The sequence below is a fragment of the Labrys sp. F242 genome, from assembly GCF_057813875.1.
In genome coordinates this window covers 3,158,713-3,180,516 of record NZ_JBVASG010000001.1, presented here as the reverse complement: position 1 = coordinate 3,180,516, position 21,804 = coordinate 3,158,713, and the positions used below count along the sequence as shown (strand labels likewise).

Here is a 21,804-nt window from a genome sequence, read left to right as displayed (position 1 = left end):
GAGGGGGCAATAAGAACAATCAACCTTCCCCAAGGGCATGTATCAAAGGTTTCCAATGACGCGCATTCGCAAAGCTGTATTTCCCGTCGCCGGCCTCGGCACGCGCTTTCTGCCTGCCACGAAGTCGGTGCCGAAGGAGATGCTCACCGTGGTGGACAAACCCGTCATCCAGCATGTGGTGGATGAAGCCCGCGAAGCCGGCATCGAGCACTTCATTTTCGTGACCGGCCGCAACAAGGGTGTGATCGAGGACCATTTCGACATTGCCTTCGAACTCGACGCCACGCTCAAGGAGCGCGGCAAGATGGAGGCCTATGAAGAATTGCAGCGTTCGCTGCCGGGCGCCGGACAGACCAGTTTCACGCGCCAGCAGGCGCCGCTCGGCCTCGGACATGCCGTCTGGTGCGCCCGCGAAATCGTCGGGCGCGAGCCCTTCGCCCTGCTGCTGCCCGACATGCTGCATCACGGCAAGGGCAAGGGCTGCCTTGCCGAGATGGTGGAGGCCTATGACAAGGTCGGCGGCAACCATATCGCCGTGTTCGAGGCGCCGGAGGACCAGACGCATCAATATGGCATCGTCGGTAAGGGCGAGAGCGTGGGCGGCAATGCCTTCGAGATCACCCAGATGGTCGAGAAGCCCAAGAAGGGCACGGCGCCGTCCAACCTGGCGGTCTCAGGCCGCTACATCCTGCAGCCGGAGATCTTCGATCTCCTGGAAAAGCAGGAGCGTGGCGCGGGCGGCGAAATCCAGCTCACCGATTCCATGCTGAAGCTGGCACAGGGGCAGAAGTTCTACGGGTCGGTGTTCAAAGGCCGCATCTACGACACCGGCATGAAGATCGGCTTCCTGACCGCCAATGTCGCCTATGCGCTGGAGCGCGAGGGGCTGGGCGACGAGCTGAGGGCGGAATTGAAGGCCCTGCTGGGCTGACAAGGTTTTGAATGAAATGGCCCGGGAAACCGGGCCATTTTCCTGGGCGCGGACATCATGGCGACGATATCCGGGTTCAATCGGGAAACTCGTAGACCACGTCCGAAAAGCGCCCGGTCGGGAAAACATAGAAGAGCCGGAGTTCGGTATCGAGCTCATTGCGCAGCGCATGCCAGGCATTGCCGGGAATGAAGATCGCCGCTCCCTTGCCGACGAGGCTCTCCACGCCATCGACCGTGAGCACGCCGCTGCCTTCCAGGATCAGGTAAAGTTCTGGTTCGGCATGGCGGTGCGGCGGATTGTTGCCGCCGGCCGGCAGGATGGCGATCCCTGCGCTGAGGCTGTCCGTCGGCGTGATATCCGCACTGAACAAAGTGTGCCAGGCCACGCTTCCTTTGGCAGGATCGTCCCAGGCTTCCCGCGGCCGCTCCTCCGCTCGGGTGATGACAGTCCGAGATCCCATGATCATGTTGCTCTCCGCGCGGTGATGCCCTGAAGTTATACCAGATCGCCTTGGGATCGAATCTTCCTGGGAGCGCGGACATATTGTCCGCTCTTTGAAAACGCGACGCTCGCAAAAGGAAAAGCGGACATCGCGACATGAAGGCATGTCGCTGGGATGTCCGCTCTCCGGAAAACCCGTTACCGAATCTCATCACCCGACAGGATGGCGTAGAGCAGATGGTCGCGCCAGGCGCCGGCGATGCACAGATAGGAGCGGGCATAGCCCTCGCGGATGAAGCCGACGCGCTCCAGCAACCGGATCGAAGGGGCATTCTCCGGCAGGCAGGCGGCTTCGACACGGCGCAGGCGCAGCGTGCCGAAGGCATAGGGTAGCAAAGCGCGCACGGCGTCGCTCATCAGGCCCTGGCCGGCATGGGCCTCACCCATCCAGTAGCCGAGCGAACCGGTTTGCGCCACGCCGCGGCGAATCTGGCCGAGCGTGAGGCCGCCGACCAGCGCGCCGTCGCTCGAACGGAAGATGAAAAAGGGATAGGCGGCATCCGCCCTCGCGTCCTGGCCATAGCGCTTGATCCGGGCTCGAAAGGCCGGGCGCGTCAGGTCATTGGGCGGCCAGGTCGGTTCCCAGGGGCGCAGGAATTCCCGGCTTGCGCCGCGCAGGGCGGCCCAGGCCTCGAAGTCGCGCATTTCCGGGGCCCGCAGCTCCACCTTCTCGCCCCGAACCGGCGGCAGTACGTCGGCGAAGGAGAAGGGGCGGAGGAAGGACATTCTTTACTCGTCAGGCCAGATGGGCACGGATCTTATCGAGACGGGGCAGTTTCCTGACCGGTCCGAGGGCTGTCAGGGTCGGCGACGATGCCAGTACGGCTTCGCCCGCCTTGCGCACGTCCTCTGCCGTAACAGCATCGATCCTGGCAATCAGTTCGGCCGGCGGCAGAGGGCGCCCCCAGATCAGCATATGGCGGGCCATCTGTTCGGCCCGCATGGCTGATGATTCGAGCGCCATCAAGAGGCCCGCTTTCATCTGCGCCTTGGCGCGGGCGATCTCAGCCTCGGTGGGCGCGGAGGCGGCAGCGGCCACCGTATCCAGGATCACGGGCACGAGATCCTTGAGTTCACCGGCGCCGGCGCCCGCGGAAATGCCGAAAATCCCAGTATCCGCATAGCCCCACTGGAAGGCATAGACCGAATAGCACAGGCCCCGTTTTTCACGGACCTCCTGGAACAGGCGAGAGGACATGCCGCCCCCGACCAGGTTGGTGAAGATGCCCAGCGCCGGGCTCAAGGCGTCCCGGTAGGACCGGCCGGCAAAGCCGATCAGCACATTGGCCTGCTCGTGATCGGTCTCGATGACATCTTCGCCGCCCCGATAGACGGCTGGCACCGGTTCCGGACCACTGCCCTCGGGCAGGCCTGCGAAAAGGCGGGTTGCCTCCTCGACGATGCGCTCATGGTCGACCGCGCCGGCGGCTGATACCACCATGCGGCCGGCCCGGTAATGGGTGTCGAGATAGCTCTGGATCGCCTTGCGGTCGAACGACATCACCGTCTCGGGCGTGCCGAGTATCGGACGGCCGAGGGGTTGGTCCGGAAAGGCCGCCTGGTTGAACATGTCGAAGACCAGATCGTCCGGCGTATCCTCGACGGCGCTGATCTCCTGCAGGATGACGTTCTTCTCTCGTGCCAATTCGTCGGCATCGAAGACGGACTGGGTGAGAATGTCGGCCAGGATGTCGAAACCGAGGCCGACGTCCTCCTTCAGGACCCGGGCATAATAGGCGGTCTGTTCGCCCGACGTAGCGGCATTGAGTTCGCCGCCGGCGCTTTCGATCTCCTCGGCGATGCGCTTGGCGTCGCGGGTGCGAGTCCCCTTGAAGGCCATGTGCTCGAGCAGATGGGCGAGGCCATGCTCCTTCTCGCCTTCCGAACGGGCACCGGCACCGGCGAACACGCCAAGCGAGGCGGTCTCGAGCTCGGCCATCGCATCGGTGATGACGGTCAGGCCGGACGGGAGGCGGGTAACCTGCACGCTCATGCGGCTGCGCCCTGGGCTGCGCGGGAATGCTTGCGAACGAAGGCTTCCAGCACCCCAAGATCGTTGGGCAGGACCGTGAAGCGCTCGGGCCGCTCATAGAGATCCGCCAGGGCGTCGGGCAGCTTGGGCTCGATGCCGGAGGCATCCTTGACGGCAGCGGGAAACTTGGCGGGATGGGCGGTGCCGAGTACGACCATGGGCACGCTGCGATCCGGCTCCGCTTTCCAGGCGGCCATCACGCCGACGGCGGTGTGCGGGTCCAGGAGATAGCCGGCGGTACGCCAGATCATGCCGATGGCCTTGGCGACTTCCCTCTCGTCCGCGCGCTCGGCGTCGAATTCCGCACGGATGGCCTCATAGGCACCCTCGTCGATCTCGAAGGCGCCGGATTGAGAAAGATTGCCCATCAGGCGGCGCACCTGGCTGGCATCGCGCCGATAGGCGTCGAAGAGCAGGCGCTCGAAATTGGAGGAAACCTGGATATCCATCGAGGGGGAGGAGGTCTCCTTTACGCCGCGCGCCTCGTAGACGCCGGTGGCGATGGTGCGCGCGAGGATGTCGTTGACATTGGTGGCGATCAGCAGCCGCTCGATCGGCAGGCCCATGCGCTTGGCGACATAGCCGGCGAAGATGTCGCCGAAATTGCCTGTCGGCACCGAGAAGGAAACCTTGCGATGGGGGGCGCCCAGCGCCACTGCCGCGGTGAAATAATAGACGATCTGGGCCACGATGCGGGCCCAGTTGATGGAATTGACGCCGGTCAGGCCAATCTCGTCGCGGAATTCGAGATGGTTGAACATCGCCTTCAACTGCGCCTGGCAATCGTCGAAATTGCCTTCCAGGGCGACGGCGTGCACGTTGGGCGCGTCGATCGTGGTCATCTGGCGGCGCTGCACCTCCGAAACGCGGCCATGCGGATAGAGGATGACGATGTCGACCTGGTCGAGGCCGCGGAAGGCCTCGATGGCGGCACTGCCGGTGTCGCCCGAGGTGGCGCCGACGATGGTGGCGCGCTTGTTGCGGGCCTTCAGGGCGTGATCCATCAGGCGGGCGAGCAATTGCATCGCCACGTCCTTGAAGGCCAGGGTGGGGCCGTGGAACAGCTCCTGCACGAACAGATTGTCGCCGATCTGCACCAGGGGCACGGTGGCAGGATGGTCGAAGCCGGCATAGGCATCCTGGATCATCCGGCGCAATGCCGCCGGCTCGATCTCGTCGCCGACGAAAGGCGAGATCACGGCCTCAGCCACCTGCCAGTAGGGTTTGCCCGCGAAGGAGGCGATCCTGGCATGGGAGAGAACCGGCCAATGCTGCGGCACATAGAGCCCACCATCGCGGGCAAGGCCGGCGAGGAGAGCGTCGCAAAAGCCGAGGACGGGAGCTTCGCCCCGTGTGGAAACATAGTGCACGGTTCTATCCTTTCGGTGTCGGCGGCGCTCCTGTGGCAGTGAAGCGCCGTCTTCGACACAAGTCTTCATCCTGTAATCCGCTCGGGCCTGACGGGCAAGGCGCGTATCGCCGCCTCCTGGCCTGCTAGAGCAAAACGCGTCCAAATATGAGCGCTTGTTTGCTCTCGCTCCTTGGTTCGACGCGTCTTTTCGATTCTTGGTGATTCCGTCCAATAGCAAAACGCTGCGCGCCGCCTCTATCGCCCCGGCCGTCGCTTCAGGCGCAGGACGAAGGCGATGTAGACCCCGACCAGGCCGAGAGCGAGGCCGAACCAGGTCAGCGCATATTGCAGATGGTTGTTGGGGAAGGTGAGGATGGTCTCCCCGCCCTGGGGCAGCCCGCCGGGCCCGCTGGCATCGGCATCGATGAAGAAAGGCGCGACGCGGGTCAGGCCCTCGGCCTTGGCGATGCCGGCGATGTCGCGGGTGAACCAGTTGCCCTTGCCGGGGTCGTCAGACGGCGTGAACAGATTGCGGTCCTCGGTCCAGCGGGCCAGGCCTGTGATGGTGACGGGACCTGCAATCTGTCCGGCCTGGCGGCTTGCGGGATCCTTGGCATCCTCGGGCACGAAGCCGCGATTGACCAGGATGGTGGAGCCGTCCGGTCGCAGGAGAGGCGTCAGCACCCAATAGCCGACGCCGCGAAACCGCCCCTTGGCGTCCGGCAGGTTGGTGAAGGACCGAATCTCCTTGGCATGGTCGAAGGTTCCCGCGACCTGCCAATGCTTGTATTCGAGACCGTCCCGCGTCAGGCCGGGCCAATCGGCTTCGGGCGGCGGAGAAACGGGGGCGGCGGTGGTGCGCTCGGCGATTTCCCGCAACAGGCCCTGCTTCCACTGCAGGCGTTCGAGTTGCCAGACCCCGAGCCCTATCAGGAAGGCGCACATCACCAGCATCGTGAGGGTCAGCGCGATGAGCGAGCGCGGGTGTGAGGAAACTGCGGACGTCGTCATTCTTCCAGCCGGCCCTCCGCCGCCTTGTTGGTGTATTGCAGGGCGACCAGCACGCCTTTCATCCAGCGCAGCAGGCCCAGGCAAACGATGAGCGAGAGCGGCAGCCAGAGCACGATGTGCACCCAGACCGGCGGCGAGAAGGTGAATTCGACATAAAGCGCCGCGCCCAGCAGGATGAAGCCGGCCACCAGGATCACCAACACGGCCGGCCCATCGCCCGAATCGGCGAAGCTGTAGTCCAGACCGCAGGCGCTACAACCAGGCTTGAGGCTGATGAATCCATCGAAGAGCCTGCCCTGCCCGCAGCGGGGGCATTTGCCGCGCGAGCCTGTCTGGAAGGGCGAAAGCGGCGCGTAATGGTGATCTTGCGGCATCGTGGGAGCCCCAAAAGGAAACGGCCGGGTGACCCCGGCCGCCCCGTTGATCCTAGAGCAAAACGCGTTCAGGTGTGAACGCGTTTTGCTCTAACTCTTTGTTTGGACGCGTCTTTGCGATTTTTGATGACACCGTAAAATCGCAAAACGCTATGTGAAGGCAGCTCAGCCGTGCACGCCGCCGGGACCATAGCCCCAGATATAGATGCAGGCGAAGAGGAACAGCCAGACCACGTCGACGAAATGCCAGTACCAGGCGGCAAATTCGAAGCCCAGGTGATGGCGCTGGGTGAACTGGCCGAGATTGGCGCGCAGCAGGCAGACCGCCAGGAAGATGGTGCCGACGATCACATGGAAACCATGGAAGCCCGTCGCCATGAAGAAGGTCGAGCCGTAGATGTGGCCCGAGAAGGAGAACGGGGCGTGGGCATATTCATAGGCCTGGCACAGCGTGAAGATCACGCCAAGGACCACCGTCAGGATCAGGCCGTTCTTCAGGCCCTTCTGGTCGCCTTCAAGCAAGGCATGGTGCGCCCAGGTCACCGTGGTGCCCGAGGTCAGCAGGATCAGCGTGTTGAGCAGCGGCAGGTGCCAGGGATCGAGGGTCTCGATGCCCTTCGGCGGCCAGACGCCTCCCGTCAGGGCTGTGCGGGCGACCTCAGCCGCATCACCCGGGAAGAGGGCGACGTCGAAATAGGCCCAGAACCAGGCGACGAAGAACATCACTTCCGAGGCGATGAACAGCATCATGCCATAGCGATGGTGCAACTGCACGACCGGGGTGTGATCGCCCTCGGACGCTTCCTTGATGACGTCCCACCACCACATCAGCATGGTGTAGAGCACGCCGATCAGGCCGACGCCGAACACCAGCGGGCCATAGGAATATTTATGCATCCAGGTGATCAGGCCGATCGCCAGAACGAAAGCCGCCATCGCGCCGACGAACGGCCACGGGCTCGGATTGACGAGGTGGTAATCATGGTTCTTGGTTTGAGCCATGGTTTTCTCCAGATGCCGGTCGCCCGGGAACTTATAACTGCGGTTTGCTCGAATTGTCGGTTTTCGGTTCGGCCGCCGCGACCGGTGTCACGGGAGGCTTGGCCGGATAGTAGGTATAGGAAAGCGTGATGGTGTGCACACCGGCGAGATAGTCGGCCTTGTCGATGGCGGGATCGACGAAGAAGACCACCGGCAATTCCTGGCTCTCACCCGGACCCAGCTTCTGGTTGGTGAAGCAGAAGCACTGGATCTTGGAGAAATAGGCACCGGTTTCCTGCGGCGTCACATTGTAGGCGGCCGCGGCATAGGTGGTTTCCGAGGAAAGGTTGGTGATCTTGTAATAGACCGTCTTCACCTCGCCGGCCTTGACCGTCACGGAGCGCTGCTCGGGCTCGAACTTCCAGGGCAGGGCCGGATTGATGTTCGAATCGAAGCGCACCTCGAACGTGCGGTCGAGGACCTGGCTCGGCGCGGTTTCGGCTACGCGCGTGGTGCCCCCGAAGCCGGTAACCTGGCAGAACAGCGTATAGAGCGGCACCGAGGCATAGGCCGCGCCCACCATCGATGCCACGAAGGCGATGCAGGACACCGCAATCACGCCATTGCTGACCTTGGGGCGGGGAGGAGGGGTGTCGGGCATTCCGGTCATCCTAGAAGCCCTTGTCCAGAACGCCGGGGCCTTTGACGAAGCTCACGGCATAGACGAGCAGGACGAAGGCGATCAGGGCGGCGGCGATCGCGATGGAGCGCCAATGCAGTTTGCGGGCCTGGTCAGGCGGCAACTGCCCCACCCAACTGTCCCGTGGCGGGCGCTGAAAGGCGAGGGGACGGAACAGGATGATCAGCAGCAGGATGATCAGCGCCGGCCCGACAAACCACAGATGATGCGCCATCATGCCAGTATCCTCATCATCAGGGCCTCGCCGAGCAGACAGGCGAACAGCACGAACAGATAGAGGATGGAATAGCCGAACATGCGCTTGGCCGGTCCCATGTCGTCGGGCTTGCGCCAGATGTCGACGGCCAGCCACAGCATGCCGAGACCGCCCAGCCCCGCGACCACGCCGTAGCTCCAATGCGCATAGCCGAGCAGCCAGGGCAGCATGCCGATCGGGGCGAGCAGCACCGTGTAGATCAGGATCTGGCGCCGGGTCTCGCGGGCTCCGGCCACCACGGGAAGCATCGGCACGCCGGCCTTCTCGTAGTCGCCCGACTTGAACAGGGCCAGCGCCCAGAAGTGGGGTGGCGTCCACATGAAGATCAGGGCGAAGAGCACGAGGCTTTCCACCGTGACGGTGCCCGTCACGGCCGCATAGGCCACCACCGGGGGAAGGGCACCTGCGGCGCCGCCGATGACGATGTTCTGCACCGTCCAGCGCTTCAGCCACATCGTGTAGACGACGACGTAGAAGAAGATGGTGAAGGCCAGCAGGCCGGCGGCGAGGAAATTGGTGAAGACGGCGAGCGCCAGCACCGACAGGCCGGACAGGATGATGCCGAAGGCAAGCGCTTCGCCGGGACTGACTCGGCCTGATGGTACGGGCCGGTTGCGGGTGCGCGACATCACCGCATCGATGTCGGCGTCGTACCACATGTTGAGGGCGCCTGAGGCACCTGCGCCGACGGCGATGGCGATCAGGGCCGCAAGCCCGACGACCGGATGGATATGGGCGGGGGCTACCACCATGCCGGTGAGGGCGGTGAAGACCACCAGCGACATCACGCGCGGCTTAAGCAAGGCCAGGAAGTCGCCAACCGACGCGATGCTGATCACGGGGACAGCATCGTCAGCCTCGCCTTGGATGGGCATGCCGATATCGGTCAATGAACGTTCCTTTTCGTCGTGCCGGCTTCAGTGGAAGGCTCTGAGGCCGGTTGCTTGCTCGAACTTTCGCAGAAGGCTCGAAGAAGCAACGGAAATCCGGTGGAGGCGTGAGGGCGGCCGTCGAAGCGGCCGCCCTCACGAAAGCTCATAGTTCGAGGGGCTCAGCGGATGCGGGGCAGCGTCTCGAACTGGTGGAACGGAGGCGGTGAGGACAGCGTCCATTCCAGGGTGGTGGCGCCTTCGCCCCACGGATTGCCGGCGGCCTGCTCCTTACGCACGAAGACTGCGTAGAAATTGATGGCCAGGAACCAGATCACGCCGATGAAGAAAATGAAAGCGCCGAGAGAGGAGACCCAGTTCCAGCCGGCAAAGGCCGGGTTGTAGTCGACGAGGTGGCGGGGCATGCCGGCCAGGCCGAGGAAGTGCTGCGGCATGAACAGCGTGTTGGCGCCGACGAAGGCGATCCAGAAATGCACCTGGCCCATCCAGTCGGGGATGATATAGCCGAACATCTTCGGGAACCAGTAATACCAGCCGGCGAAGATGGAGAAGACAGCGCCCAGCGACAGCACATAGTGGAAATGCGCCACCACGTAATAGGTGTTGTGCAGCGAGCGGTCGACGCCGGCATTGGCCAGCATCACGCCGGTGACGCCGCCGACGGTGAACAGGAAGATGAAGCCCGTCGCCCACACCATCGGGGTCTTGAAGTCGATCGAGCCGCCCCACATCGTGGCGATCCAGGAGAAGATCTTCACGCCGGTCGGCACCGCGATCACCATGGTGGCGAACACGAAATAGGCCTGCGTGTCGACGTCGAGGCCGACGGTATACATGTGGTGAGCCCACACCACGAAGCCGACGACACCGATGGCGACCATGGCGTAGGCCATGCCGAGATAGCCGAAGATCGGCTTGCGCGAGAAGGTCGAGATGATGTGGCTGACGATGCCGAAGCCGGGAAGGATCATGATGTAGACTTCGGGATGACCGAAGAACCAGAACAGATGCATCCACAGGATCGGGTCGCCGCCATTGGCCGGATCGAAGAAGGCGGTGCCGAAATTACGGTCGGTCAGCAGCATGGTGATGGCGCCGGCGAGGACCGGCAGCGACAGCAGCAGAAGGAAGGCGGTGATCAGCACGCCCCAGGCGAACAGCGGCATCTTGTGCAGCGTCATGCCCGGTGCGCGCATGTTGAAGATGGTGGTGATGAAGTTGATGGCGCCCAGGATCGAGGACGCGCCGGCCAGATGCAGCGACAGGATGGCGAAGTCCATCGCCGGTCCGGGCGTGCCCTTGAGCGAGGACATCGGCGGGTAGGCCGTCCAGCCCGTACCCACGCCGAGGTCGTCGGCACCGGGGCCGCCGGGCACGAACATCGAGATGAGCAGCAGGCCGAAGGCCGGGATCAGCAGCCAGAAGGAAATGTTGTTCATGCGCGGGAAGGCCATGTCCGGCGCGCCGATCATCAGCGGCACAAACCAGTTGCCGAAACCGCCGATCATCGCGGGCATGACCATGAAGAAGATCATGATCAGGCCATGCGCGGTCACGAACGCATTGAACGTGTAGGGGTTGGTGAAGAATTGCTGGCCCGGATACATCAGTTCCGCGCGCATCGCCACCGACAGGAGGCCGCCAATGACGCCCGCGACCAGCGCGAAGATCAGGTAGAGCGTCCCGATGTCCTTGTGGTTGGTCGAATAGACATAGCGGCGCCAGCCGGTCGGATGATCATGCGCGTCATGGGCATGATCATCATGCGCCGATGCGTTCTGAGCAGTGGCCATCACATTCAATCCTTTAGTCGAGCCGTCAGGCCGTTACTGTACTACGACGGAGGTCGCGGCTGCGACCTTGTCCGGGGCGGCGGCGTTCATTGCAGTCTTCTTGCTGGCCACCCACTTCTGGAATTCCTCGTCGCTCACCACGCGGAAGGCGATCGGCATGAAGGCATGGTCGCGGCCGCACAGGCGCGAGCACTGGCCATAATACATGCCTTCGCGCGTTGCCTTGAACCAGGTCTGGTTCAGTCGGCCGGGAATGGCGTCAACCTTGATGCCGAAGGAGTTCACCGAGAAGGAGTGGATGACGTCGTTGGAAGTGACCTGGACCACCACCGTCTTGTTGACGGGCACGACGACCTCGTTGTCGACCTTGAGCAGGCGCAGCGGGTCGGTCATCGGCAAGTCGCGCACCATGGTGGACGAGAAGGAAATGTCGCCATTGTCGGGATATTCGTAATCCCAGTACCACTGGCTGCCGGTCGCCTTGATGGTCAGGTCGGCCTTCGGAATCACTTCCTCCATATAGAGGAGCTTGAACGAAGGCAGGGCAATACACACCAGCACCAGAATCGGCAGCACTGTCCACGCCACTTCGAGGATGGTGTTGTGCGTGACCTTGGAGGGGACCGGATTGGCCTTCTTGTTGAAGCGGACGATCACATAGAGCAGCAGGACCATCACGAAGAGGGTGATGGGAACGATGAACCACATCACATAGGTATGGAACCAGTTGATATATTCCATGACCGGCGTGGCGGGTTCCTGCAGGCCCATCTGCCAGGGCTGCGGCTCGCCGAGGCCGCCCTTGGCTGGCTCTTCGGCGAAGGCCGTGCCGATCATGAGGCCCCACAGCAGCGATGACAGTGCCACCCCGCCCATTTTCTTCCTAGCCTGGAAAGCCATCCGCCTTCTCTCCAATTCCCCGCCGATACGACGCAGCCGATACGGCACGTAGTACGCCACCTGGCTCGTTACCGGTCGGGAGCGCCAATCGCGCAAAACTATCTGGCGCGCAGATTTCACGGATTGGAACTCATGTAAAGCACACGGTCACTCAAAAACCATAATCCACAGCGCATCGCAATGGTTCGACAGCCCCGGTTTGTGCGGCAATTGGGCGCGAAAGCGCCATGATGTGCGGTCAACCTGGGTCGGACGCCGTCGCGGCGCTAAGCTTGACAGGCAGGACCCGTCTGCTACCCGTCGCGGCTGAAATCCAAACCGGGCCCGCGGGCCCTGATTCGGCGAGGATGTAACTTGTTGGCACATATGCTGGACCATGCTCTTGCGGCCCGAGGTCTTGCGGCCCGAGGTCTTGCGGCTATGGCGCGTCGCACCGCCGGCCTCTCCCTGGCGGGCCTGCTCGCAGCTGTCGTGCTCGGCGGTCCCGCCGTGGCGCAGCAGACCGATCAGCTCGGCGTGCTGCGCTCCACGCACGACAATTGGCAGGTGCGCTGCGATACCCCGCCCGGCGCCCAGCAGGAGCAATGCGCCCTGGTGCAGGCGGTCACGGCGTCCGATCGTCCGAACGTGGCCTTGTCGGTGCTGGTGCTGCGCACGGCTGACCAGAAGAGCCGGCTGTTGCGAGTGATCGCGCCGCTCGGTGTGCTGCTGCCTTCCGGCCTTGGCCTTAAGATAGACGGCAAGGATGTCGGCCGCGCCGCCTTCGTGCGCTGCCTGCCGACGGGCTGCCTGGCCGACGTGGTGCTCGACGATTCCCAGATCGGCATGCTGCGCACCGGCAAGGAAGCCACCTTCATCATCTTCCAGACGCCGGAAGAGGGAATCGGCATTCCCCTGACCCTGAAGGGCTTCGGCGAAGGTTTCGACAAGCTGAAGTGAAGTCGGAAGGCACCCGGCCATTGTCCCGGCGGACTGCCGGGCCGTGCGGCTTTCGGGGCGTTTACCAAATTTCGAGAATGCCGGCGTACCCGGCATGACTCAGATTCTCGCACGATCCAGAATCGGCTGCAGGCTCAAGCCGGCGGGCAGGGCTCCGTAGCAGCCGCGCATGCCACCGTTGAGACGGCTCGCCACGAAAGCCTCAGCCATCGCTGGGGGGCCGTGGCGGAGCAGCAGTGAGGCCTCCAGCGCCAGGGCCAGGTCTTCGACCAGGCGACGGGCCAGCACTTCCTGCATCCCATCTGCCCGCATTCCTGCCTCGATGGCTGTGATGAAAGCATCGTAGCGCCGATCCAACCCGCGCGCGGCTTCCAGTTCAACGCGCAGGGCCTCGGCGGTCGCGGGCTCACGGCCGAGTGCGCGCAGTACGTCGAGCGCGTTGACGTTGCCGGAGCCCTCCCAGATCGCATTGACCGGGGCCTCGCGATAGAAGCGGGCGAGCGGACCTTCCTCGACAAAACCGTTGCCCCCGAGACATTCCAGCGCCTCGTAGCTCAGATTGGGCAGGCGCTTGGTCACCCAGAACTTGGCAATGGCGGCGCCGATGCGCGCGAATGCGCTCTCTTCCGGGCTATCCCCGTCGAAGGCGCGGGCGACGCGCATCACCAGCATGGTGGCGGCTTCCGCCTCGATCGTGAGGTCGGCGAGAACCGGCTGCATCAAGGGCTGGTCGATCAGGAGTTTGCCGAAGGCTCGGCGATGGGCGGCGTGATGCACCGCCTGGACCGCGCATTGGCGCATCATGCCGGCGCAGACCAGGGCGGCATCGAGCCGGGTCTGGTTGACCATGGCCATGATGGTGGCGACGCCGCGGCCCTCCTCGCCGATACGCCAAGCCAGGGCCCCGGCATATTCGATCTCGGCCGAGGCGTTGGAGCGGTTGCCGAGCTTGTCCTTGAGACGCTGGATGAAGATGGCGTTGCGCCGGCCATCCGGCCGCCAGCGCGGCGTGAAGAAGCAGCTCAACCCACCGGGAGCCTGGGCCAAAGTGAGGAAACCATCCGACATCGGAGCCGAACAGAACCATTTGTGCCCGGTGAGTTCGTAGAGATCCTGGTCGACAGGCCTGGCGAGCGTGGTATTGGCCCTGACGTCGGAGCCGCCCTGCTTTTCCGTCATCGCCATGCCGATGGTCGCGGCCGCCTTGTCACCCGCCGGCCGGGACAGGGAATCATAGGCGTTCGCCAGGATGCGAGGTCCCCATTCGGCATAAAGATCGGGAGCCTGGCGTAGCACGGCCAGGCTGGCGCCGGTCATGGTGATCGGACAGCACACGCCGGGTTCGATCTGCGTCAGCATATATTCGAATGCGGCATGGGCGACGAAGCCTCCAGCCTGCCCGGAGGCAGGCAAAGAGTGGATGCCGGCCTCCAGCCCACAGGCCATCAGCGCATGATAGGCAGGATGAAACTCGACATGATCGATACGCTGGCCGAAGCGGTCGAAACGATGCAGCTCGGGTGTATGCCGGCCGGCCGCCTCGCCGAGGGCGATGGCATCGGCGCTTCCGATCGACGCCCCGAAGGCGCTTGCGGCGTCCCGGGCCCAGCCAGCGCCTTCGCGCTCCAAAGCGGCCTGCAGGCCGGGATCGCTCTCGAACAGATTGTAGTCGAGCAGAGGCGGGACCTGGTTGGTCACCTGATGGGTCGGCAGGTCGGCGATCGGTTCTTGCGCAATCATGGCGTGGCTTCCCAGCCAGGCAGGATTCGTCAGCTTCGCCCCTAAAAGGCGTGAGCCTGGCGAGGCCCGCAAAGATTTGAAGTCCCTACAGAATGTGGCCGATCGAAACGGATGTCCAACCGTCCGCGTTCCGCTTGACAATAGGCTACCGCGCCGGGCCGCTTGTGGCGAGGGGCGCGAGAAGGGGCGAAAGGATTGGGGTTTCCCACCGTGGGATATCGGCCTATATCGAAGCCCTGACCGCCCGGCCACGGGCAAAGGGCAGGGCCGACCCGCCGCTGCGAGCCGCTTCGGGCAGCCTGTCCGTTCGAACTGGACTGAAAATGCGCCATCCTCAAGCCGACGACGACGCCTCGCCCGCCGAGGCGCCGGCGCAGCCGGCCTCCCTGTCACCGACGGCAAAGTTCGTGACCGGCTCGATCATGCGTCATGTCGTGGTGATGACCACGACGGGCTCGATCGGGCTGATGTCGGTGTTCGCCGTCGACCTCATCAACCTTTGGTACATCGCCCATCTCGGCGATACTGCGGCGACGGCGGCGGTCGGCTATGGCGCGGCGGTGCTGTTTCTGGCGACCTCGATCTGCATCGGCGTGATGATCTCGGCGGGCGCTCTGTGCTCGCGCGCATTGGGAGCCCATAATCGCGAACTGGCGCGGCGTTACGGTGCTTCCATCCTGGTCTGGATGATCCTGATCAATGCCGGCGTGGCTGCGATCGCTTTTCCGCTGATTCCCTGGTTGCTCGCACAATTGGGGGCAACTGGCCGCACCCTGGAGCTTGCCACCATCTTCCTCCAGATCAGCGTGCCGAGCGGCGTGCTCATGGGCAGCGGCATGGCACTCTCCGGCGTGCTGCGTTCGGTCGGCGACGCCAAGCGGGCGATGTATGTCACCCTGTCGGGAGCTATCGCTGCGGCGATTCTCGATCCGATCTTCATCCTCTGGTTCGGCCTCGGTGTCGAAGGGGCGGCGATCGTGATCGTGATCTCGCGGCTGGTTACCGTCTGGGTCGGCTGGTATGGCGCCTCCCGCATCCACGATCTGGTCGGCCGGTTGTCATTGCGCGGGGCGCTCGCCGATACCAAGCCGATCATGGCGATCGCCGGCCCGGCCATGCTCGCCAATCTCGCCACCCCCGTGGCGAATGGCTACATGACGGCCGTGCTGGCTCCCTTCGGTGACGGCGCCGTGGCAGGCAATGCCGTGATGGGGCGCCTGATCGCTTTCTGCTTCGGCGGCATCTTCTCGCTCTCCGGCGTCGTCGGGCCGATTCTCGGGCAGAATTACGGTGCCGGGCGGCTCGACCGGGTGCGCCGTGCCCTGACCGATGCCTTCACCTTCACCACCCTCTATGCCCTGCTGGTATGGGCGGTGCTGGCGGCCGCCCACCAATTGGTGATCCGCCTGTTCAACATCGTCGATCCGCAGGCCGCCCAGCTCATCACCTTCTTCTGCCTGTTCGCGGCGGGATCGTGGGTTTTTCACGGGCTGCTCTTCGTTGCCAACGCTTCCTTCAACAATCTCGGCTTTCCTCTTGCCGCGACCTTGTCCAACTGGGGCAAGGCCACGCTGGGAACCATTCCCTTTGCCATGCTCGGCGCAAAATATTGGGGAGCGGAAGGGGCGTTGGCCGGGCAGGGGCTTGGCGCGGTGATCTTCGGCGTGTTTGGTGTATGGTGGGCCTATCGCTCGCTGCGGTGGCTCAAGATTCCCGAACAGGTCTGAGAGCCGCAACGGCGGTGGAATGGGAAGCGGCATGAACACACTCTTCGATCTATTGAACACCGCACAGAACGGGCAGGCGATCGACAATCTGGCCCGCCATTTCGAGCTCAGCCAGAAGCAGGCCCTGGCGGCCGCCGAGGCGCTGATGCCGGCTTTTTCACTCGGTCTGAAGCGAGAGGTGGAGAAGGCGAAGACGGCGTCCGAACCGCCGGATTTCTTCGGCCTGTCGGGGGTGCCGCAGGTCGACAGCTTCCAGGACGCCGCGCTGGCCTTCACCCAACAGGCGACTCAGCAGGGCCAGCGCGTGATGGCCGCTCTGTTCGGCACGTCCGAGATGACCAAGGCGCTATCCCAGCTTGCCGCATTGCAGAGCGGCGTCGCCGCCCCGGTGATCGCCGCCATGCTGCCGTCCCTGGCCTCCATCCTGGTCAGCGGCCTGGCGCGGGCGGCTGTGCCGCCGGCACCCAGCCATCCGCTGGGCGAGATGTTCGATGCGATGATGCGGGCCTTCCAGCCCCCTCAGGCCAAGCCGGCGCCCTGGTTCGACAACAGCGCCCTGTCGGCCTTGTGGGCGCCGTTCCTGGCGCCGATGTCGGCACCTGCTCCCAAGAACGATGCGACGGCGGTGATGGATCAGATGCTCGAAGCGGGCAGCCAGATCCAGAAGGCGCAGGCCGAGGCGATGCAGTCGCTGCTCGAAACCTGGTTCGGCAAGAAGTAGCGGATGTGACATGAAAAAGCCCGCTTCAGGCGAAGCGGGCTGAGGTGCGGAAGTCACGCTTCCGGGGCGTTCTGCCGCAGGGGAAGCGGCCAGAAGTCGTGCCGGTCATGCATCAGACGTGCAGACCGACGAAATTGTCATGCTTGGCGGCTTTGACTGAGCTGCGCCAATCCATTTGCGCAGCGACGAGCTGAGCCGACGGGTCGCGCCAGAGCGGCTGCGACAGGGCACCTTCGACATCGGTCGGCGTCAGGCCGAGATCGCGCAACATCGCCGCATCCGCAGTGGCCAACTGATTGATTTCTCGGCGATTGTGAAGCGCGACGGCGAGACGGGTTACCTTGCCGAACACAGCGCGCACCATCTCGACGAGGGTCGAGACGAGAGAGGAAGACTGGCTGTTGACGACAACGCTGTTCATCGGATTCTCCATCGGGCGGCCGGTGATGCTGCGCTCCCGGATGGACCGCTCAACTCATCACCAATACTGAACGGTAACACTATGAAACATTGGTATTGATCAATCCAACGAATGTTTCTAATGTTCAGCATAAGCGATTGTTATCGTACCCTCGATGGCTCAGCGAGGCACGCACCTCAGGCGATGTAGGGCGGAACGCGCTTTATTCGAGGGGAGGGTGCCATGGCCGTGCTGTTGGATATCGATCAGCTCAGGACCTTCATCGCCATTGCCGAAACGGGCAGCTTCACCCGAGCCGCCGACATCGTCTTCAAGACGCAATCGGCCGTCTCCATGCAGATGAAGAGGCTGGAGGAACGCATCGGCAAGCCGATCTTCGAGCGTGACGGGCGAGCCTCCAAGCTGACGGAAGACGGCGACAAGCTGCTCGACTATGCCCGGCGCATCGTCAAGCTCAACATGGATGCGGTTTGCGCCTTCTCCCAGAACGAACTGACCGGGCGCGTCCGCATCGGCATTCCCGACGATTACGCCGATCGCTATCTGCCGGAGATCATGGCGCGGTTCTCGCAGGCCAATCCCCGGGTCGAGGTGACGATCGTCTGCGAGCCGACACCGATGCTGATCGATCGCATCAACGCCAATGATCTCGACCTTGCCATCATCACCCATGTCGAGCACAAGGGGGCGGCCGAATTCGTGCGGCACGAACGCCTGCTCTGGGTGACCTCGAGCCGCCATCAGGTCCATACCGAGACGCCGCTGCCGCTTGCGCTCGGCCGAGCGAGCTGCGGCTGGCGACAAGCGGCGCAGGAAAAGCTTGAAACGATCAATCGCAGCTATCGCGTGCTCTATTCGAGCTGGAATTCCACCGCGGTCGGCGCCATGGTCCTTGCCGGCCTTGCGGTCTCCGTGCTGCCCGAAAGCGCGCTGAAGCCCGGCATGCGCGTCCTCGGCCCCACCGACGGCTTCCCCCCGCTGCCGTCCTGCAAGATCGGCCTGGTGCGCAATTGGCGCGAGCAGACCTCGCTGGCCGATGCGCTCGCAAACCTGATCATCCAGAGCCTCGACAATCTGGCGCAGAACGAAGCGGCGGAATAGGGCGATGGACTGGCTCAAGCCCCTTTCCTATTTCCGCGACAATCTGGGCGGCGATGGCAAGCCGTTCTTCACGGGCATGGCGCACGGCTCGATGACGGTGGAGCTCTACAAGCCCGTCGGCCGTGATCTGCAGACGCCGCACGGACAGGACGAGCTCTATATCGTGATTGCCGGCAATGGCACCTTCTCCAAGGCCGGCGAGTTGCGAGCCTTCGCGCCGGGCGATGTGATCTTCGTCGAGGCCGGCCTCGAGCATCGCTTCGAGAGTTTCAGCGAAGACTTTGAGACCTGGGTGATTTTCTGGGGGCCGAAAGGCGGCGAGTCCGCCGCCTGACCCGATCCCGCTCAAGCCACGCTCTTCAGCGGGCTCGGCGAACCCTGGTTCGCCAGGACCAGGGCCGAGGCGGGATTGAGGCTGTCCACCATGGACGTCGGGATCAGGATGGTCGCGCCCCGTTCCTTGGTCGTCTCGTAAATGATGTTCATGGCCCTGAGCTGCAGGGCGGCCGGATGGTTGGCATAGGTTTCGGCCGCTTCCACGAACTTGCTGGCGACTTCGGCTTCCGCCGAGCCGAGAATGACGCGGGCCTCTCTTTCCCGCTCGGCCTGGGCCTGGCGCGACATCGCATCCTGCAGGGCCACTGGGATTGCGACGTCGCGGATCTCCACTGACATCACGGTGACGCCCCATTCGGCGGTCTTGCCGCCGATGACGGCGCGCAGGCGCTCATCGGCCGCCTTGCGATCGGACAGCAGGGAGGACAGCATCGCGGCGCCGATCATTTCGCGCAACGAGGTCTGCGCCACGCGATCGATCGCCTCGCGGTAATGGGTGATCGCCAGCGCTGCCTTCTGGGCATCATGCACATGCCAGAAGATGATAGCGTCGACATTGACGGGCACGGTGTCGCGCGTCAGGGCCTGCTCGGCATTGAAGGCGGTGGTCTGGATGCGCTCGTCGATCACGGCGACGACATTGTCGATGACCGGAATGATCAGGAACAGGCCGGGGCCGTAGACGCCTTGCAGATTGCCGGCGCGCAGCACCACGAATTTCTGCCAGGTGTTGGCCATTTTAAGGGAGGCGGCGACGATGAGGGCGAGCAGGAACAGGAGGCCGGCGAGCCAGTATTGTCCGATATAGGCCGAGCCGGCGCCAGCCAGGGCGAGGACACTCGTGGCGAACAGGGTGATGGGGTTCATGGCGATACTCCCGGAGCCGAGCAGATCGAGGCGTAAGCGCTTCCTTGCTCTGGCTCTTGGTTCCGCCGCGTTTTGCGATCCGCGATGCCCCTGAATCATCAAAACGCCATGGCGGAGCAATCCCGAGCATGGCGGGCCGGGGCCGCATTCCCGCCTGTGATATGGCCCTGGCGGCCTCGAACTTAAAGGGGAGCGCCGGCACCGCTCGTGGAGTCCGGATCCGGCATCAGGGACGCGTCATCAGCTGGCTGATCAGCAGGCGCCGGTATAGCAAGGCGAGCACCACGGCGAAAAAACCGTCGAACAGTGCGAACCACAGGAAGCCGCCGCCGCAGAGGAGCCAGATCAGCGCCATCCACAGGCGGCCCGCGATGCCGATCAGATTGGGCATCCGGGCAATCAGCGGCCTGTACCAGCCGGGGACATACAAGGCGGTGACGAGCAGGAGCGTTGCACCCCAGCCGCGTTCCCAGCCCACCGGCATGGCTTCCGGCAGGCCCGCCATCTGCGAAACCCAGCCGGGGCAGAGAATGCAGGCGAGCCCGATCAGCACATGCACGGCCATGTTGAAGCCGAGGACGAGCCGGTAGCTGCGCAGGGCCCTGGCGGCCTGCGCCATGGTCCATCCGAGGGTGAGAGTCTGATCGGTCATGGCGGGTTTCTCCCGGTCAGAAGGTGAGCAGATAGGCAAGCAGGTCCGATTTGGCGGATGCGGGCAGATCCGTGCCGTAGAGATGGCCATCCTTGCCGTTGCCAGGCTTGGCGGTATCGAAGCAGAAGCCGGATGCCGGCGGCGGGGCCTTGGGATCGCAGGGCGGCGAGAGAAAGCCGCCATTGACGGGATCGACCACGTCACTGCCGCGTAGATAAGCAGCCGGACGCTGGGCGGGCGGCGCCAGCAGGTCCTTCAGCGTGGGTACGGCACCGTTGTGCAGGTAGGGCCCGCGCAGCCACAGGCCGTCGAGCGGCAGATTGGCATAGCCGTCTGTCTTTTCGAAGGATCTGAAGGCATAGGGCGTGCCGGCGAACAGTTCGGTGAGCTGCCTTTGCCGGAAGGCCGGCGTGTAGCTGTCGAGGCGGGCCCTGTCGGTGCCGAGGCTGGCGATCGGATCGACCTTGCCGATCGCGTCGCCCCGGAACTGGTAGCCTGCCGGATCCTGCTCGCCGTGGCAGGAACTGCAGGCAGCCTTGTAGGTGGCGCGGCCCCGCGCAACGGCTCCGGCCTCAGGCTGGTTGGGGGAGGGCGGCGGCTTGAGCGTGAGCAGCCAGTCGGCAACGCGCTTGATGGCGGCATGGTCGACCGTCTCGGGGGTGACGCCGGCGCCGAGCGCGGCCGAAAGGTTGCGTTCGGCCAGCGAGGTGTTGTTGCCGTCCCAATGCAGATGCATGCCCTCACGCGGCCCTTGTTCAAAGACCGCCGGGAAGTCGGCGGCGCCGATCACCTCGGCCGGCGTCAGTGTCGCGGCGGGGACCTTCATCTGCACCACCTTGTAGGGATTGAAGGTATCGACCCGGCCGGGGCCCCAGTCGGGCTGGTGGGCCAGCAGCGATTCGAGTCTTGCATGCCGCGCGATCAGGCCCTCGCGCAGGCTGGGCAGCACGAGATAGCGCCAGGCGACCTTCTCGACCGCGCCGAAGCGATGGCCGGCAGCTTCGGCCGCGGGAATCAGCGTGTCCGGAGCCATGCGCTCGTCGGCTGCGGTCAAGAGGACGAAGCTTACGAACCGCTCGAACTGCAGATTGTTGGACGGCATCGCCGGCACGATGATGCGGGGGGCATCAGCGCTCAGGCGATAGGTGCCGGTGTGGCAGACGGCGCAGTTGAGCCAGACCATGTCGACGCCGCGCACCGTCCTCCGCGAGACTCCGATGGGCAGGTCTCGCTGGCGCCCCAGGGCGTCCTTTTCATAGAGGAAGCCGAAGGCGCTGTAGTCGTCGCGCTTTTCGAAGGCATCCGGGAACATCCTAGGCAGGGCTTGCCAGACCCGGTAGGGGATGCCGCTTTCCGTCTCCGAGCCGATCGAGCCATATTTGAAATGCTCGATCGCCTCGCCATAAACAGGCGTGTCGTTGCGGGTGAGGAGAATGGCGGCCGTCAAAGCGAGATAGAACACTGTCACCAGGGCAGCGATGAGCACGAGCCGCACCGGCTGCCATTTCCGGCGGCGCTGCGCCAATTGGCGCTCGACTTCGGTGACGAAATAGGGTTGCGGCATCGCGCTTTTCCTT

General features: G+C 64.0%; 23 protein-coding genes. 6 read left to right on the top strand and 17 right to left on the bottom strand.

What is annotated here, in order from left to right; translation table 11 throughout:
- Nucleotides 1–55: 55 nt before the first annotated feature.
- Nucleotides 56–931, top strand: a complete 876-nt coding sequence (locus tag ACZYTC_RS14980; RefSeq protein WP_434955307.1) for a UTP--glucose-1-phosphate uridylyltransferase — start codon at nt 56–58, stop codon at nt 929–931.
- Between the two features lie 76 nt (nt 932–1,007).
- On the opposite strand, the gene ACZYTC_RS14975 is transcribed toward ACZYTC_RS14980, so the two are convergent.
- The 12 genes from ACZYTC_RS14975 to coxB all read right to left on the bottom strand — a co-directional run bounded on the left by ACZYTC_RS14975 (nt 1,008) and on the right by coxB (nt 11,699).
- Entirely contained in the window at nt 1,008–1,400 is a 393-nt protein-coding gene (locus ACZYTC_RS14975; protein ID WP_434955308.1) for a cupin domain-containing protein, read from the bottom strand.
- Between the two features lie 173 nt (nt 1,401–1,573).
- The gene (locus ACZYTC_RS14970; RefSeq protein WP_434955309.1) at nt 1,574–2,161 is read right to left on the bottom strand and encodes a GNAT family N-acetyltransferase; all 588 of its coding nucleotides are present in this window, start codon (nt 2,159–2,161) and stop codon (nt 1,574–1,576) included.
- A 10-nt stretch (nt 2,162–2,171) separates the two neighbouring features.
- The gene (locus ACZYTC_RS14965) at nt 2,172–3,428 is read right to left on the bottom strand and encodes a M16 family metallopeptidase (RefSeq protein ID WP_434955310.1); all 1,257 of its coding nucleotides are present in this window, start codon (nt 3,426–3,428) and stop codon (nt 2,172–2,174) included.
- Nucleotides 3,425–4,837: a threonine synthase gene (thrC, locus tag ACZYTC_RS14960; protein WP_434955311.1), complete on the bottom strand. Its 1,413-nt coding sequence runs from the start codon at nt 4,835–4,837 to the stop codon at nt 3,425–3,427. Before thrC ends, ACZYTC_RS14965 begins: the two co-directional genes overlap by 4 nt.
- 236 nt (nt 4,838–5,073) lie before the next feature.
- Nucleotides 5,074–5,829 (bottom strand): SURF1 family protein, encoded by a 756-nt coding sequence (locus ACZYTC_RS14955; protein ID WP_434955312.1) that lies wholly within the window; start codon nt 5,827–5,829, stop codon nt 5,074–5,076.
- Nucleotides 5,826–6,203, bottom strand: a complete 378-nt coding sequence (locus ACZYTC_RS14950; RefSeq protein ID WP_434955313.1) for a DUF983 domain-containing protein — start codon at nt 6,201–6,203, stop codon at nt 5,826–5,828. The genes ACZYTC_RS14955 and ACZYTC_RS14950 overlap by 4 nt, the downstream gene beginning before the upstream one ends.
- 165 nt (nt 6,204–6,368) lie before the next feature.
- Complete coding sequence (locus ACZYTC_RS14945; protein WP_434955314.1) at nt 6,369–7,205, bottom strand: cytochrome c oxidase subunit 3; 837 nt, start codon at nt 7,203–7,205, stop codon at nt 6,369–6,371.
- A 31-nt stretch (nt 7,206–7,236) separates the two neighbouring features.
- Entirely contained in the window at nt 7,237–7,854 is a 618-nt protein-coding gene (locus ACZYTC_RS14940; protein WP_434955315.1) for a cytochrome c oxidase assembly protein, read from the bottom strand.
- Nucleotide 7,855: 1 nt separating this feature from the next.
- Nucleotides 7,856–8,101, bottom strand: a complete 246-nt coding sequence (locus tag ACZYTC_RS14935; protein ID WP_434955316.1) for a hypothetical protein — start codon at nt 8,099–8,101, stop codon at nt 7,856–7,858.
- Nucleotides 8,098–9,021 carry a heme o synthase gene (gene cyoE / locus ACZYTC_RS14930; RefSeq protein WP_434959598.1) on the bottom strand — a complete coding sequence of 308 codons (924 nt, stop codon included), beginning with the start codon at nt 9,019–9,021 and terminating at the stop codon, nt 8,098–8,100. The genes ACZYTC_RS14935 and cyoE overlap by 4 nt, the downstream gene beginning before the upstream one ends.
- A gap of 170 nt (nt 9,022–9,191) precedes the next feature.
- Nucleotides 9,192–10,823 carry a cytochrome c oxidase subunit I gene (gene ctaD, locus ACZYTC_RS14925; RefSeq protein ID WP_434955317.1) on the bottom strand — a complete coding sequence of 544 codons (1,632 nt, stop codon included), beginning with the start codon at nt 10,821–10,823 and terminating at the stop codon, nt 9,192–9,194.
- 33 nt (nt 10,824–10,856) lie between these two features.
- Nucleotides 10,857–11,699, bottom strand: coding sequence for a cytochrome c oxidase subunit II (gene coxB / locus ACZYTC_RS14920; protein ID WP_434959599.1), 843 nt, complete (start codon nt 11,697–11,699; stop codon nt 10,857–10,859).
- 444 nt (nt 11,700–12,143) lie between these two features.
- Here coxB and ACZYTC_RS14915 point away from each other — a divergent pair, with 444 nt between their 5' ends.
- Nucleotides 12,144–12,662: an invasion associated locus B family protein gene (locus ACZYTC_RS14915; RefSeq protein WP_434955318.1), complete on the top strand. Its 519-nt coding sequence runs from the start codon at nt 12,144–12,146 to the stop codon at nt 12,660–12,662.
- A 99-nt stretch (nt 12,663–12,761) separates the two neighbouring features.
- Here ACZYTC_RS14915 and ACZYTC_RS14910 read toward each other — a convergent pair whose 3' ends face one another.
- On the bottom strand, nt 12,762–14,402 hold the full coding sequence (locus ACZYTC_RS14910) for an acyl-CoA dehydrogenase family protein (RefSeq protein WP_488989903.1): 1,641 nt from the start codon (nt 14,400–14,402) through the stop codon (nt 12,762–12,764).
- 323 nt (nt 14,403–14,725) lie between these two features.
- Between ACZYTC_RS14910 and ACZYTC_RS14905 the strand changes: the two genes are divergently transcribed.
- Nucleotides 14,726–16,129, top strand: coding sequence for an MATE family efflux transporter (locus ACZYTC_RS14905; RefSeq protein WP_434955320.1), 1,404 nt, complete (start codon nt 14,726–14,728; stop codon nt 16,127–16,129).
- A gap of 31 nt (nt 16,130–16,160) precedes the next feature.
- On the top strand, nt 16,161–16,850 hold the full coding sequence (locus tag ACZYTC_RS14900; RefSeq protein ID WP_488989902.1) for a DUF937 domain-containing protein: 690 nt from the start codon (nt 16,161–16,163) through the stop codon (nt 16,848–16,850).
- 112 nt (nt 16,851–16,962) lie between these two features.
- Here the strand turns inward: ACZYTC_RS14900 and ACZYTC_RS14895 are convergent, their stop codons facing one another.
- Entirely contained in the window at nt 16,963–17,271 is a 309-nt protein-coding gene (locus tag ACZYTC_RS14895) for a DUF1127 domain-containing protein (RefSeq protein WP_441772727.1), read from the bottom strand.
- Between the two features lie 222 nt (nt 17,272–17,493).
- Between ACZYTC_RS14895 and ACZYTC_RS14890 the strand changes: the two genes are divergently transcribed.
- Nucleotides 17,494–18,372, top strand: a complete 879-nt coding sequence (locus tag ACZYTC_RS14890) for a LysR substrate-binding domain-containing protein (protein WP_434955323.1) — start codon at nt 17,494–17,496, stop codon at nt 18,370–18,372.
- A 4-nt stretch (nt 18,373–18,376) separates the two neighbouring features.
- A complete protein-coding gene (locus ACZYTC_RS14885) occupies nt 18,377–18,706 on the top strand; it encodes a cupin domain-containing protein (protein ID WP_441772728.1) in 330 nt (109 codons plus the stop codon).
- Between the two features lie 11 nt (nt 18,707–18,717).
- On the opposite strand, the gene ACZYTC_RS14880 is transcribed toward ACZYTC_RS14885, so the two are convergent.
- From ACZYTC_RS14880 to ACZYTC_RS14870, 3 genes are all read right to left on the bottom strand, one after another.
- Nucleotides 18,718–19,575, bottom strand: a complete 858-nt coding sequence (locus ACZYTC_RS14880; protein ID WP_434955325.1) for a slipin family protein — start codon at nt 19,573–19,575, stop codon at nt 18,718–18,720.
- Between the two features lie 226 nt (nt 19,576–19,801).
- A complete protein-coding gene (locus tag ACZYTC_RS14875) occupies nt 19,802–20,227 on the bottom strand; it encodes a hypothetical protein (protein ID WP_434955326.1) in 426 nt (141 codons plus the stop codon).
- Nucleotides 20,228–20,243: 16 nt separating this feature from the next.
- The gene (locus ACZYTC_RS14870; protein WP_488989901.1) at nt 20,244–21,791 is read right to left on the bottom strand and encodes a c-type cytochrome; all 1,548 of its coding nucleotides are present in this window, start codon (nt 21,789–21,791) and stop codon (nt 20,244–20,246) included.
- Nucleotides 21,792–21,804 lie beyond the last annotated feature (13 nt).